13 protein-coding genes are annotated in these 13,364 nt (G+C 55.1%); 5 read left to right on the top strand and 8 right to left on the bottom strand.

Annotated features, from left to right (window positions below):
* Window positions 1-4: 4 nt before the first annotated feature.
* The 5 genes from KCR01S_RS08240 to ybbA all read right to left on the bottom strand — a co-directional run bounded on the left by KCR01S_RS08240 (window position 5) and on the right by ybbA (window position 7,586).
* Window positions 5-949 (bottom strand): ABC transporter permease, encoded by a 945-nt coding sequence (locus tag KCR01S_RS08240; protein WP_061281989.1) that lies wholly within the window; start codon window positions 947-949, stop codon window positions 5-7.
* Window positions 950-1,004: 55 nt separating this feature from the next.
* On the bottom strand, window positions 1,005-2,591 hold the full coding sequence (locus tag KCR01S_RS08245; RefSeq protein WP_061281991.1) for an ABC transporter substrate-binding protein: 1,587 nt from the start codon (window positions 2,589-2,591) through the stop codon (window positions 1,005-1,007).
* 458 nt (window positions 2,592-3,049) lie between these two features.
* Window positions 3,050-4,192 carry a porin gene (locus KCR01S_RS08250; RefSeq protein WP_061281993.1) on the bottom strand — a complete coding sequence of 381 codons (1,143 nt, stop codon included), beginning with the start codon at window positions 4,190-4,192 and terminating at the stop codon, window positions 3,050-3,052.
* Window positions 4,193-4,488: 296 nt separating this feature from the next.
* Window positions 4,489-6,903, bottom strand: coding sequence for a putative ABC transporter permease subunit YbbP (gene ybbP / locus KCR01S_RS08255; protein ID WP_061281995.1), 2,415 nt, complete (start codon window positions 6,901-6,903; stop codon window positions 4,489-4,491).
* Window positions 6,900-7,586 carry a putative ABC transporter ATP-binding protein YbbA gene (gene ybbA / locus KCR01S_RS08260; RefSeq protein ID WP_061281997.1) on the bottom strand — a complete coding sequence of 229 codons (687 nt, stop codon included), beginning with the start codon at window positions 7,584-7,586 and terminating at the stop codon, window positions 6,900-6,902. Before ybbA ends, ybbP begins: the two co-directional genes overlap by 4 nt.
* Between ybbA and tesA the strand changes: the two genes are divergently transcribed.
* Genes tesA through KCR01S_RS08275 form a run of 3 tightly spaced genes read left to right on the top strand, consistent with a single transcriptional unit; the run spans window position 7,554 to window position 9,889 of the window.
* Window positions 7,554-8,186 carry a multifunctional acyl-CoA thioesterase I/protease I/lysophospholipase L1 gene (gene tesA / locus KCR01S_RS08265; protein ID WP_112202885.1) on the top strand — a complete coding sequence of 211 codons (633 nt, stop codon included), beginning with the start codon at window positions 7,554-7,556 and terminating at the stop codon, window positions 8,184-8,186. The two genes, ybbA and tesA, sit on opposite strands and share 33 nt — an antisense overlap.
* Window positions 8,187-8,208: 22 nt before the next feature.
* Window positions 8,209-8,976 (top strand): SDR family oxidoreductase, encoded by a 768-nt coding sequence (locus tag KCR01S_RS08270; protein ID WP_061281999.1) that lies wholly within the window; start codon window positions 8,209-8,211, stop codon window positions 8,974-8,976.
* A gap of 58 nt (window positions 8,977-9,034) precedes the next feature.
* Complete coding sequence (locus tag KCR01S_RS08275) at window positions 9,035-9,889, top strand: co-chaperone YbbN (RefSeq protein WP_061282002.1); 855 nt, start codon at window positions 9,035-9,037, stop codon at window positions 9,887-9,889.
* Between the two features lie 61 nt (window positions 9,890-9,950).
* Here KCR01S_RS08275 and fetB read toward each other — a convergent pair whose 3' ends face one another.
* Window positions 9,951-10,733: an iron efflux ABC transporter permease subunit FetB gene (gene fetB / locus KCR01S_RS08280; protein ID WP_061282004.1), complete on the bottom strand. Its 783-nt coding sequence runs from the start codon at window positions 10,731-10,733 to the stop codon at window positions 9,951-9,953.
* The gene (gene fetA, locus KCR01S_RS08285) at window positions 10,726-11,394 is read right to left on the bottom strand and encodes an iron efflux ABC transporter ATP-binding subunit FetA (protein WP_061282174.1); all 669 of its coding nucleotides are present in this window, start codon (window positions 11,392-11,394) and stop codon (window positions 10,726-10,728) included. Before fetA ends, fetB begins: the two co-directional genes overlap by 8 nt.
* Window positions 11,395-11,523: 129 nt before the next feature.
* Here fetA and KCR01S_RS08290 point away from each other — a divergent pair, with 129 nt between their 5' ends.
* Together KCR01S_RS08290 and KCR01S_RS08295 are read left to right on the top strand one after the other, a co-directional pair.
* Window positions 11,524-12,441, top strand: a complete 918-nt coding sequence (locus tag KCR01S_RS08290) for an SPFH domain-containing protein (RefSeq protein WP_061282006.1) — start codon at window positions 11,524-11,526, stop codon at window positions 12,439-12,441.
* On the top strand, window positions 12,438-12,899 hold the full coding sequence (locus KCR01S_RS08295) for an NfeD family protein (protein WP_061282008.1): 462 nt from the start codon (window positions 12,438-12,440) through the stop codon (window positions 12,897-12,899). Before KCR01S_RS08290 ends, KCR01S_RS08295 begins: the two co-directional genes overlap by 4 nt.
* Window positions 12,900-12,902: 3 nt before the next feature.
* Here the strand turns inward: KCR01S_RS08295 and cueR are convergent, their stop codons facing one another.
* Window positions 12,903-13,313 carry a Cu(I)-responsive transcriptional regulator gene (gene cueR, locus KCR01S_RS08300; RefSeq protein WP_061282010.1) on the bottom strand — a complete coding sequence of 137 codons (411 nt, stop codon included), beginning with the start codon at window positions 13,311-13,313 and terminating at the stop codon, window positions 12,903-12,905.
* Window positions 13,314-13,364 lie beyond the last annotated feature (51 nt).

Below are 13,364 nucleotides of genomic sequence, written 5' to 3' on the forward strand. Positions count from 1 at the left end.
TCGGTTACCTCATTGTACGAATGCGGGGATCGGCAAAGCGATACAGCAGATCGGCCAGCAAATTGCCAACGATCAGCATCAGCGACGACAGCAGGATAATCGCCATGATCAGCGGATAGTCCAGCGAAGTGATCGCCTGGATCCCCAAAAGCCCCATGCCCGGCCAGGAGAAGACGCTTTCGGTCACGTACGCCCCCACCACCAGTTCACCAAACGACAGGCCGAACAGCGTAATCACCGGCAGCAGAACGTTTTTCAGCACGTGACGGAACAAGATCGTGCGATAGGTCGCACCGTAGGCCAACTGCGTCTGTACATAGTCCGCCGACAGTTGAGTAATGGTGTTAGATCGCACGTAGCGGACGTAGGTTGAGAGGTTATAAAACGTTAGCGCGATACACGGCAGCACACCGTGGCGCATAACATCAAGCCAGCTATCTTCGACGCCGATAGTCCGCATCCCCATACTGGGAAACCAGTTGAGCTGCACGGCAAAAACGGTAATCAGCAAGATCCCAAACCAGAAGATCGGCACGGAGATACCGATGTAGGCAAACAGGTTCAGCACATAGTCCAACCAACGATGTTTGAACGCACCGGCCAGCAGGCCCAGCGGCACTGCCAGCACAATCGCCAGCAGCAATGAAGCACCCATCAGGCCAAGGGTGGCGGGAATCCGTTCGAGGATCATCTCCAGCACCGGGCGGTGGTAAATCAGCGAATAGCCCAGATCGCCGTGCAGAATATTTTTTAGCCACAGCAGATACTGGGTCACCAGCGGTTTATCCAGCCCGAGACTATGGCGAATACGCTCAATATCGTCTGGCGACATGCGCGGCGTGATGTACGCCTGGATGGGGTCTCCGGGGGCAAGTTTGACCAGCAAAAACGCCACCAGTGAGATAAAGAAAAGCATCGGCAGCAGTTGCAGCAACCGACGTGTCAACATTGTGTTCACGACATTCCCTTCACAAAAAGCCCCCATGACCGGGGGCTAATCTGGCTTATTGTTGGTAGATTTTTGATAAATCCTGGAACATATAGACCGGTTTCGGCTCGGCTTCTTTGGTGCCACCGAAACGTTTATCCACCGCCACCACCGCGTTGGTGTAGGCAATTGGGTAGTAGGTCATGTCGGTGGCAACGACCTGTTGGATCTGCTTGTAGATTTCACCGCGTTTAGCGCTGTCCGTTTCGACCGCGCCTTTGTCCCACAGCGCATCGAACTGCGGATTTTTGTAGTGTGCGTAGTTGTAGGCTTCATTGCTCATAAACAGCGACTTATAGCCGTCCGGCTCCGCCCCCATGATGTAACCACCAAGGCTCAGCTCGTAGGCGGTGTTGTTCATATCCAGGCTACGCTGTGACATGGCGTTGGCATCCAGCGGCATCAGCTCGACGTTGAGCCCCAGCGCTTTCAGCTGCTGCTGAATATACAGCCCCATGCTTTCCTGCGTTTTATTGGTATTGATATAGGCCAGGCGCAGCTTCAGATCGCTTGGCGTTCCAGAGGCTTTCAGCAGGTCTTTGGCTTTTTGCAGGTCGTAGGCGTACTGCTCGACATCGTCAGAATGGTACAGCGTATCCGGCGTCAGGAAGGAGGTTGCCGGTTTCGCGTAGTCCGTTGAAGTGAATGCGGTGGTGACCAGATCGTTTTTATTAATCGCATAGGCAATCGCCTGGCGCAGTTCTTTGCTTTTCAGCGCCGGCACGTTCTGGTTAAAGGTCATGTACGCCAGACGCCCTTCCGGGTAGACCACAAAGTTGAATTTATCGGTCTTAGTCAGACGGGAAACGTCCTGTGGGTCGACCATCTTGAGGTTGATTTCACCGTTTTGCAGCGCCAGGTTCGCCGAGTTGCTGTCTTTGGCAAAACGGTAGGTCACGGAATCCAGCTTAGCTTTGCCATTCCAGTAATCGTCGAAACGCGTCAGGGCATAGTACTGACCCGCGCGATACTCTTTAAATTTGAACGGCCCGGATCCCACCGGCGCATCGTTTTTGCTGCTTTTTTCCAGATCGCTTTCATTCGCGAAAACGTGCTGCGGGATCGGATAGATCTGCACCAGTGTTCCCACAAACGCCGCGCTCACCTGCGGCAGGGTAAATTTCACGGTGAGATCGTCAACTTTGCTCACCTGCACCGGTTTACCGCCAAACATAAACATGCTGCGGAAGAAGCTGTGCTGTTTTTCATCCAGCAGCTTATCGAAGGTGAAGACTACGTCAGCGGCGGTGATCGGCTGACCATCCTGCCATTTCAGATTCGGTTTGAGCTTGAGGATATAGCTCAGGTTGTCGGCGGATGGTTCCAGGCTTTCCGCCAGGTCCCACTCAATTTTGCCGTCGTTATAGCTATACAGCGGTGCGTACAGCGCCTGCATGATGGTCAGCGTGGTCCGGTCGCTGGCGTAAATCGGATTCACTGCCAGCGGGTCGCCGGAGGTAATGCCAATAATGAGCGAGCCCCCCTCTTTGGCTGCGGTGCTGGCGGCCGGCGCATTGGCGGTATCTTTATTTTTGGCATCGTCACAACCGGTGAGCCCCAACGCCAATGAAATGAAGGCCGCGGGAATGAAAAATTTACGCATACGTCATTAACTCCTTACCCTTTAAAATTATTATTTTTGCCAACAAATAAACCGACAGACCCGGTGGTCAATATCCGTTTCAACGGCACGATAATGGCTGTATATCTGGTTTTATTTTTAACCTGGTATATAAGCGCCATTCTCATTTAGTAAGCAATTGAATACCCTTCACGTTGTTAACCTCTTCACACTTCCTCTAATAAGAGAAAAGTCAGTATTTACAGTCAGATAACTCTCTACTGTAGCCAACATGAAATAAAAAATGGGAGTAGTTGAGGAGCGAAATTATAACCAGCTGATGTGTAACAAAAAAGCGGGAATGGCGGGGGAAGCTAGACGTTTTTTAGCTAAGGAAAGTTGAAAATAAACTATGCAAAGGGCGGCCAGCGCCGCCCTTTCATTCACCCATCCTTCATACCGCCAATGCTGAAGCCGCGTGAAGGATGATGTGTTGACGATTAGAAATCGTAACGCAGACGCACCAGGTTCATATCGCCCAGGTCATCGGTGCTGGAGGTAAAGACGTGTTCATAGTCAACACGGAAACCGTAATCCAGCTGGAAGCTGATACCCACACCGTTATCGATGCGCTGGTAGTTGCGACCATTTACGTATTCAATACGGTCACCCATGAAGTATGGCTGAACGGATTTAAGCGCGTATTGGCCAACCGGGATTTTGTAACCCGCGAAGTATTCCACACCCCATGCATCACCGGCGAAGTAGTCGTGAACGGACGATTTCTTGGTGGTCATGAAGTTCTGATACCAGCCACCGCCAACGGAGAAGGTCCAGTTGTCAGGCGTCCAGCTCAGTGCGGTACCAACGATGTTCTGATCGTAGGTTTTGCCTTCGCTGTTGTTGATGTTGCTCATATCCGCACGGGTATAGTTCCATGCAGTACCCCAGGAAAGATCGTCGGTGATGTGGTAATCCACACCCAGTGAACCGCCGCCTTTACGTTTGTACATCAGGCCATTGTTCAGGTTCAGATCATCGCTGAACAGGTAGGAAGCGTAGAGATCAACATCGCCTACGGTTTTCTTATATTTCAGAGATTTACGGGTACGGTAAGAACCATCGTAGTCACCGTTGATACCGTTACCTGGCGCCTGACCAATCATGTCATAGTCCCAGATATCGGTTTTCGCACCGACCACATCATAGTAGATGCTGTTCTGTTGGCCGAAGGTCAGCGTACCCCAGGTATCGCTCTTCAGGCCGGTGTAAAGCATACGACGGGTGGTGTCGTTTGCGCCTTCGGCGTAGTGGTTATCCCAGTCGAAGACCGCAGGAATATTCACGCCCAGTTCGTAGTAGCTGACCCAGCTAATATCGTCGAACAGGTAGTAATCTGCTGCGAAACGGAAACGAGTGCCGCCATCGAAGCCATTACGTTTGTAAGAGCCTTTGTCGCCATCACCGGTCATCATGTTGAATTGCGGACGGATACTCCCGCCGACGGTGAAGTTCAGACGGCTCAGCGGATTACCAGCCTGAGGATCCTGCTTGAGCAGGGTAATTTCAGCCTGGGATGCGAAAGACGTCAATGCCACTGCAGCACCGATCGATAACGCCAGTGCTTTCATTTTTATAGTCATTATTTTTCCTTGATAGATTTTGAGCCAACTATCTGGCTAACAAATATTATCGTTTATTAATAAATTGCACCTCGCTGATTTTTAATGAAACGTGCGCTTTAGCTTTCCAGATTTACCGAATGGTGCCGTAAAAGAGGCAAATTGATGAAAGGATGGGCAATTTTATGCCCCTTAGCGCAACGATTGCAGAGAGTTTATCGGCCAATGGGACGGTTTTCCCGTGACCATCTCGTGGAGACGAATGAAGAGAGACGCTTATCCTGCCCGGATAAGCGTCATAACAGGACACGCCCGAGTTAGCTAGAGAACTGGCGGAACAGCGCCCGACCTTTCAGTAAACGCAGCCCCAGCCCGCCGCCGCACAGCGAAAGCAATAGCGCCCCGCACACCGGCAGCGCCACCCACAAGCGCCAATCCGGCGACCATGGGAAATCAAACACCTTGCTTTGCAGCAGAGCCAGCGCGGTTTCCGCCCCGATGGCTGCCACCAGGCCTGAAATCGCGCCGAGTAGCGCAAACTCAGCCCACAGCGTGGCGCGCAGCAGCGATTTGCTGGCGCCCAGCGTACGATAAACCACCAGCTCCTGATGACGCTGGCGCATCCCCACCTGCACCTGCGCCAACAGCAGCAGCACGCCACAGGCGGTCACCAGCACCACCATCACCTCCAGCGCCCGGCTGACCTGCGCCAGCACCTGGCCCACCTGCTTCAGAATGGCGCCGATATCCAACAGACTGACCGTTGGAAACTCACGGTTGAGCTGGGTTAACAGTGACGTATCGCGATCCCAGCGGAAGCTGGTCAGCCAACTTTGCGGCTGGCCGTCCAGCGCACCGTCAGGGAAAATAAAGAAGAAGTTTGGCCGCAGACTCTCCCAGTCCACTTTACGAATGCTGCTGACCGTAGCGGTAAAGTCCTGAGTATCGCCGGTAAAGGTGACGCTATCACCGAGAGCAATATTCAACCGCTGCGCCAGCCCCTCTTCAATCGACACCTCCCCGGCTTTCGGCGGCCACATCCCCGCCACCAGTGGATTATGCTCCGGCCGCTGATTTTGCCAGGTTAAGTTCAGCTCGCGGTTCAGCGACTCATCTTTATTGCCTTCGGTGCTGTGCCCATCTATCTGCGTCAGACGGGCGCGCACAATCGGGTAGAACGCCGCGGGGATCACCTGATGTTCGGCGAGGAAAGTTTTCACCTCACTCACCTGCTCCGGTGCAATGTTAATCAGGAAGTAGTTCGGGCTTTCCGGCGGCAGTTGCTGCTGCCAGCGGTCCAGCAGATCGCCGCGTAACACCAGCAGCAGCGCCAACAGCATAAATGACAGCGAGAAAGCCGCCAGTTGGCTCAACGTTGACCACGGCTGGCGCAGCAGGCGATTAACCGCCAGACGCAACGGCAGCGCGCGCAGCGTGAGGCGCTTCAGCACTTTCAGCAGCAGCCAGCCCACCAGCCCGCACAGCGCCGCCAGCACCACGGCCCCCGCCAGAACCGACCACAGCAGCGGGCTGGCGCCCATCAGCCACGCCAGAAGTGCCACGGTAATCACGCAAACCACCGGCAGATAGATTTTCAGCGGCCAGACGTTGGCTACCATATCCTGACGCAACACGCGCAGGGGCTGCGTCGCCAGCAATAAACGATAAGGGCGCAGCCCCACCAACAGCGAAATCACCGCCATCGACCCTACGGCCCATAGCCACGGCCAGGCGCTGGCGGCCGGTAATGCCGCCGGCAGTACCGGTTTTAACAGCGTCAGCAGAATTGACTCAAACAGCAGCCCCATCGCGCCGCCCGCCAGCGCCGACAGCGCCAGCAGCAGCACCCACTGGCCGATAATCAGCTTGCGCAGCTGCGCCCGACCGGCGCCCAGGGTTTTCAGGATAGCCACCAGATCGTAACGACTGCGGCAGTAATGTCCCATCGCTACGGCCACGGCGGCCACCGCCAGCAGCAGCGTGAGCAGGGCCGACAGCAGTAAAAACTGCTGCGATCGCTGCAGTGATTTGCCTAACGCGCCATCGTCTTGATTTGGCCCAATCCAGCGATGTTCCGGTTTAAGCTGCGGCAGCAGCCAGCTTTCGTAGCTCGCCAGCTGCGTTGGCGTTCCGGCAAACTTATAGTTCCAGCTCACCCGGCTGCCGGGCTGTACCGCGCCAGTTTTCGCCACATCAGCCATATTCATCATCAGCCGTGGCGCCATCTGGAAGGGATTAAAGCCGCTGTCCGGCTCCTGTACCACTTCCCCAGCGATCCGCAGCGTGGCATCGCCGACGTCAATATTGTCGCCGGTTTTCAAATTGAGCAGCGCCATCAGACGCGGTGCCATCAGCACCGTACCGGCCTGCGGTTTGACGTTCTCCGGCAGCGTTTGCAGCTCGCCGTACAGCGGATAGCTATCATCCACCGCTTTAACGTCCGCGAGCTGCGGCGTGTCGCCCGACCAGGTCATGGTGGAAAAGTTCATCTGTTCCCCCACCGTCAGCCCCAGGGAGCGTGCCTTATTCAGCCACTCAGCCGGCACTTCACGCGAACTGCGCAGCGCCCGGTCACCGGCCATATAGTCACGGCTTTGCTGATTGAGCCCTTTATCCATACGGTCGCTGATGCTGCCCAGCGCCAGCACGCAGGCCACCGCCAGGCTGAGCGCCAGCCAGACAATCAGTAGCGATGGCGACCGCCATTCGCGCCAGAACCAGCGTAGGATCATGCTTCCTCCCGCAGTTGCCCATCGACCAGACGCAGGCGACGATCGCAGCGTGCCGCCAGCTGCGCATCATGGGTGACCAGAATCAGCGTGGTACCGTGTTCACGGTTCAAGGAAAACAGCAGGTCGGCAATTTTATCGCCGGTATGACGGTCAAGGTTGCCGGTAGGTTCATCGGCAAACAGCAGATCGGGCCTGCCGTTAAAGGCGCGCGCCAGCGCCACGCGCTGCTGTTCACCGCCGGAAAGCTGCGCCGGAAGATGATGCAGACGCTTACCCAACCCTAACTGCTCAAGCAGCGCTTTCGCCCCCTGGCGGCTTTGGCTGTCGCTTTCACCGCGCAGCAGCGCGGGAAGCTCAACGTTTTCCAACGCGTTCAGCGTTGGAATCAACATAAATGATTGAAAGACAAAACCGATATGCTGAGCGCGTAATCGCGCTCGCGCCTCTTCATCCATTTTCTCCAGCGGATGGCCCAGCAGCTTGACCTCACCGCTGCTGCCGTCATCCAGCCCCGCCAGGATAGCCAACAGCGTCGACTTACCGGAGCCAGACTCGCCAATTAAAGCAAGGGTTTGCGCCGGTTTGACAATCAGGTTAACTCCGGTAAGGATGGAAAGCTCATGCTCCCCCTGACCGACGGATTTCTTAAGATGATGAACTTCAAGTACGTTTTCCGCTGGCATTTGCCTGTCCTGTTTTTGATTCTGTTAAGCTTTCGCGCCGCGGCGGCGGACACGCTGTTAGTTCTCGGTGACAGCCTGAGCGCAGGCTATCGCATGGCTGGCAATACCGCCTGGCCTGCCCTGCTAAACGATAAATGGCAGCCAAAAATCTCGGTCGTCAACGCCAGCATCAGCGGCGACACTGCCCAGCAGGGGCTGGCTCGCCTCCCGGCATTACTCAAGCAGCACCAGCCGCGCTGGGTGTTAGTCGAACTTGGCGGCAACGATGGGCTGCGCGGTTTTCCACCGCAGCAGATTGAAGTTACGTTGCGCACGATTTTGCAGCAGCTCAAGGCCGCTGATGTCCAACCGTTATTAATGCAAATTCGTCTGCCAGCAAACTATGGACGCCGCTATAATGAGGCCTTTAGCGCCGTGTATCCGAAGCTTGCCAGCGAATTCACCGTTCCACTGCTGCCCTTCTTTATGGAAGAGGTCTATCTCAAGCCGCAGTGGATGCAGGATGATGGCATCCATCCCAACCGTGACGCCCAGCCGTTTATTCGCGACTGGATGGCGACACGTCTGGCTCCATTAGTTAATCACGACGCCGGAAAGTAAAGCGGTGTCTTCAGGTAAAGTTATGCAAAAATCGGTCTTAATTACAGGATGTTCCAGTGGGATTGGTCTCGAAAGCGCACTTGAGCTAAAACGCCAGGGCTTTCGCGTGCTGGCTGCCTGCCGCAAACCCGATGATGTTAAACGCATGGACGGCATGGGGTTAACGGGGATTCTCCTCGATCTCGACAGCCCGGAAAGCGTCGATAACGCGGCGGATCAGGTTATTGCCCTGACCAATAACCGCCTGTTTGGGCTGTTTAATAACGCCGGTTACGGCGTTTATGGGCCGCTGGAGAGCATCAGCCGCGCGCAGATGGTGCAGCAATTTTCCGCCAACTTTTTTGGCGTTCATCAGTTGACCATGCGCCTGCTGCCCGCGATTGTGCCGCACGGTGAGGGCCGTATCGTGATGACCTCATCGGTGATGGGACTCATTTCTACCCCAGGTCGTGGCGCCTATGCCGCCAGCAAATATGCGCTGGAGGCGTGGTCCGATGCGCTGCGCATGGAGCTTCGCCATAGCGGCGTCAAAGTCAGCCTGATCGAGCCCGGCCCAATTCGCACCCGTTTTACTGAAAACGTCAACCAGACCAGCGACACCGCCGTGGAAAATCCGGGGATCGCCGCGCGCTTTACGCTAGGCCCGGACGCCGTGGTGGAGAAAGTGCGCCACGCGTTTATTAGCGATAAACCCAAGCTGCGCTATCCGGTCACGCTGGTGACTCATGCCGTCGGCTGGCTAAAACGCCTGCTACCGACTCGACTGATGGACAAAATTCTGCAGGGCTAAGTTGAAGCGCACGCTTTTGCCCCCATCTCGAATACAAACCGATTATAGGGAATGACTTATGTCCGTACAGAGTATCGTAAACATCACCGAAGCTAACCTGCACCAGACCCTGGAGCAATCCACCACCGTGCCGGTGCTGTTCTATTTCTGGTCTGAACGCAGCCAGCACTGCCTGGATCTGACGCCGGTACTGGAGAGCCTGGCCACCCAGTACAACGGTCAGTTTATTCTGGCGAAAGTTGACTGTGATGCCGAGCAGATGGTGGCTTCCCAGTTTGGACTGCGCGCCATTCCTACCGTCTATCTGTTCCAGAACGGCCAGCCGGTTGACGGTTTCCAGGGCCCGCAGCCGGAAGAAGCCATTCGCGCGCTGCTGGATAAAGTGCTGCCGCGTGAAGAAGAGCTGAAGGCACAGCAGGCGCTGGCGCTGATTCAGGAAGGCAACCACGCCGACGCCCTGCCGCTGCTGAAAGACGCCTGGCAGCTTTCCGGTCAGGATAGCCAGATTGGCCTGCTGCTGGCGGAAACGCAGATTGCGCTTAACCGTTCCGAAGACGCCGAAGCGGTGCTGAAAACCATTCCACTGCAGGATCAGGATACCCATTATCAGGGGCTTTTGGCGCAGATTGAACTGCTGAAAAAAGCGGCAGACACTCCGGAAATTCAACAGCTGCAACAACAGGTTGAGCAGAACCCGGACGATGCCGAGCTGGCCTCTAAGCTGGCATTACAGCTACATCAGGTGGGGCGTAATGAAGAGGCGCTGGAGCTGCTGTTCAGCCACCTGCGTAAAGATTTAGGCGCGGCGGATGGCCAGGCGCGCAAAATGCTGCAGGAAATTCTGGCGGCGCTCGGTACCGGCGATGCGCTGGCGTCGAAGTACCGTCGTCAGCTCTATTCCCTGCTGTACTGATTGCTCGTCTGAACGATTACACGTTCATCGCCCGGACGACACATAGTCCGGGCGAAATCCCTCACGCACTCTTCTTCAACTGCGTCACCACCAGCTGGTGGCGGGCGTTGTAAAACTTCCGATAGGTCAGGTAGCAGGCGATAATCGTCGACAGGCTGGCGGTAGAAAGCAGCATAAACGTCACCATAATCTGGTACTTAATCGCTTTTACCGGGTCGATACCGGCGAAAATCAGTCCTGACATCATCCCCGGCAGGCTCACCAGACCCACTGTTTTCGCGGAGTCCACCGTAGGGATGAGCGACGCGCGAATACTTTCGCGAATCAGCCTTGCCGAAGCCATTTTCGGCGTGGCACCCAGGCTTAACTTTTCCTGAATTTGCTGCTGCTCGGCGCTAAAGCGCTGCCCCAGATTGTTGTAGCACAGCCCCACCGCAATCATCGCGTTACCGGCAATCATCCCGGAGATCGGGATCACCTGCATCGGCACAAAGGCAATGGAACCGGAAAATACCAGCACCGCCAGCGTCAGCCCGGCGCCGGTGGTAATCGCGATAAACGAGGAGATAAATGCTTTATCAATGTACTTGCTGCGCTTTTGTGCGTTATAGGCGGCGTTAAAGCAGATAAACAGCACCATACACAGCGTCAGAATCGCGTGGTTGACGTTGAAAATGTACTTCAGTACGTAGCCGACGATCACCAGTTGCACCACCGCACGGCAGATGCTCCAGATAATGTCTTTTTCCAGCGCCAGTTTTTCCCGATAGCTCACCAGCACCGCCACCAGCACCAGCACCATCGACAGTGCTAACGATTCGTTAGTAATAATATGATCATTCATGATCTGCCTCCTGCACACTTTTGCGATGAGAAGGCAACGTGATCACCTCATCCGCATGGCTAATTTCATCTTTATCGTGCGTCACCCACAGCACCGCCACCTGCTTATCGCGAACGTACTGATGGATAATGTCGTTAACATTTTTTTTGTTGCTCTCATCCAGCGCGCTGGTTATTTCATCCAACAGCAGCACTTTCGGCAGAAATTGCAGATTGCGAATTAACGAAACCCGCTGCTTTTCCCCACCCGAGAGTTCGTTTATCGATTTTGACAGCGTCTCTTCCGGCAAACCGAATTGAACCAACTGCGACAGAAAACGATCCGGCTCCGGCTGCTTACCGCGAATTTGCCAGGGAAATATCAGGTTGTCATACACCGTATCGCCAAACAGCGCTGGGGTTTGCGCGCAGTATGAAACCTGCTGACGATAAGCCTCGGGTGAAAGCGTGGTTATCTCTTTACCTTCAAAGCGAATCTCGCCACGGCTCGGCGAAAGCAGTGAGGCAATAATCTTTAGTAAAGTACTCTTCCCACATCCTGAAGGTCCGGTAATTAACTTAAATTCACCGGGGGCAATGCTAAGATTCACCTCATTAAGGATCGTATTTCCATCAATATCAAAGCCCACATTCTGAAGCTGCAAAATAGCGCTATTTTCCATTGTTGCCATTCCATATCCTGATTTTTTCTTTTGTCCCTACAGTGTAACGCCAATTAATTTCAGGGGGCGAATTTCAACGCCAGAGCCGATATACTTGATGAAGTTACGGACAGTTAAACAGGAGGTTTTATGCTGGTATTTATCCCTATTCTTATCTTCGTCGCGCTGGTGATTGTGGCCGCGGGCGTCAAAATTGTGCCACAGGGCTATCAATGGACAGTTGAACGCTTTGGCCGCTACACCAAAACGCTGCATCCCGGCTTAAGCCTGGTGGTGCCGTTCATGGACCGTATTGGCCGTAAGATCAACATGATGGAACAGGTTCTGGATATTCCTTCCCAGGAAGTTATCTCGAAAGACAACGCCAACGTCGCCATCGATGCCGTCTGTTTTATTCAGGTGATTGACGCACCGAAAGCAGCGTATGAAGTCAGCAACCTTGAGCTGGCGATTATCAACCTGACGATGACCAACATCCGTACCGTGCTGGGCTCGATGGAGCTCGATGAAATGCTCTCTCAGCGCGATAACATTAATACCCGCCTGCTGCATATCGTTGATGAAGCCACTAATCCGTGGGGCATCAAAATTACCCGTATTGAAATCCGCGACGTGCGCCCACCGGCGGAGCTGATTGACGCGATGAACGCGCAGATGAAGGCCGAGCGAACCAAGCGAGCCTATATTCTCGAGGCCGAAGGGATTCGCCAGGCGCAGATCGTGAAAGCCGAAGGTGAAAAACAGGCGCAGATCCTCACCGCCGAAGGTGAGCGTCAGTCGGCATTCCTGCAGGCAGAAGCGCGCGAACGTTCGGCGGAAGCAGAAGCCCGAGCCACCAAAATGGTTTCTGAGGCAATTGCCGCCGGTGATATTCAGGCGGTGAACTACTTCGTCGCGCAGAAATATACCGATGCGCTGCAGCAAATTGGTTCGTCCAGCAACAGCAAAGTGGTGATGATGCCGCTGGATGCCAGCAGCCTGATGGGCTCAATTGCCGGGATCGCTGAGCTGATTAAAGACAGCGCCAGCGAACGGAAATCATCATGATTGCCCTGGTGCTCGCGCACCCGCACATCTTCTGGCTGAGCCTCGGCGGCCTGCTGCTGGCGGCAGAAATGCTCGGCGGCAGCGGCTACTTATTATGGAGCGGCGTCGCCGCGGCGGTCACCGGGCTTTTAACGTGGATCCTGCCGATAGGCTGGGAATGGCAGGGTTCGCTGTTTGCGGTGCTCACGCTGCTGGCGGCCTGGCTATGGTGGAAGTGGCTGAGCCGACGCTCCAGCCGCCAGCGTCCTGCCGAAGGGCAGCTCAATCAGCGCGGCCAACAGCTGCTGGGGCAACGCTTCACGCTCGATAGCACGCTGGTTAACGGCCGTGGTCATATGCGCGTGGGGGATAGTTCGTGGCCGGTTATCGCTGATGACGATCTGCCCGCAGGCAGCAAAGTAGAAGTGGTAGCGGTGGAAGGGATCGTCCTGCGCATCAGGATCTCCCCTCCACGCTAACGATCAGGCCTGGGCTTTACGGTGGCAGCAGCCGGACAGATTATCAATGATCGGGCAGTCGGCGCTGTCATCGCCTGGGCAGGAAGCGGCCAGCGACAGCAGCTGGTCGCGCATCGCCTGCAAATCGCTAATATGGCGTTCAATATCCGCCACTTTCTGCAGCGTATACGCTTTCACATCCGCGCTGTGGCGCTGGGGATCGTTAAACAGATTCACCAGCTCGCCGCACTCTTCCAGATTAAACCCCACCTGTCGCGCCTGGCGCAGTAGCGTAAATTCATCGAGATGCTTTTGCATATAGCTACGGTAGCCGTTTTCACTGCGCAGCGGCGGCGTCACCAGCCCCTTCTCTTCATAAAAGCGAATGGCTTTGCTGGTTAGCCCGGTTTTTTTGGCAACATCACTGATATTCACTTTTCCCCCTTGACCTTCCCCTTGCTGGAAGGTTTAACCTTCATAACTGTA

Origin of the sequence: Kluyvera cryocrescens NBRC 102467 (assembly GCF_001571285.1) — a bacterium.
Taxonomy (GTDB): domain Bacteria; phylum Pseudomonadota; class Gammaproteobacteria; order Enterobacterales; family Enterobacteriaceae; genus Kluyvera; species Kluyvera cryocrescens.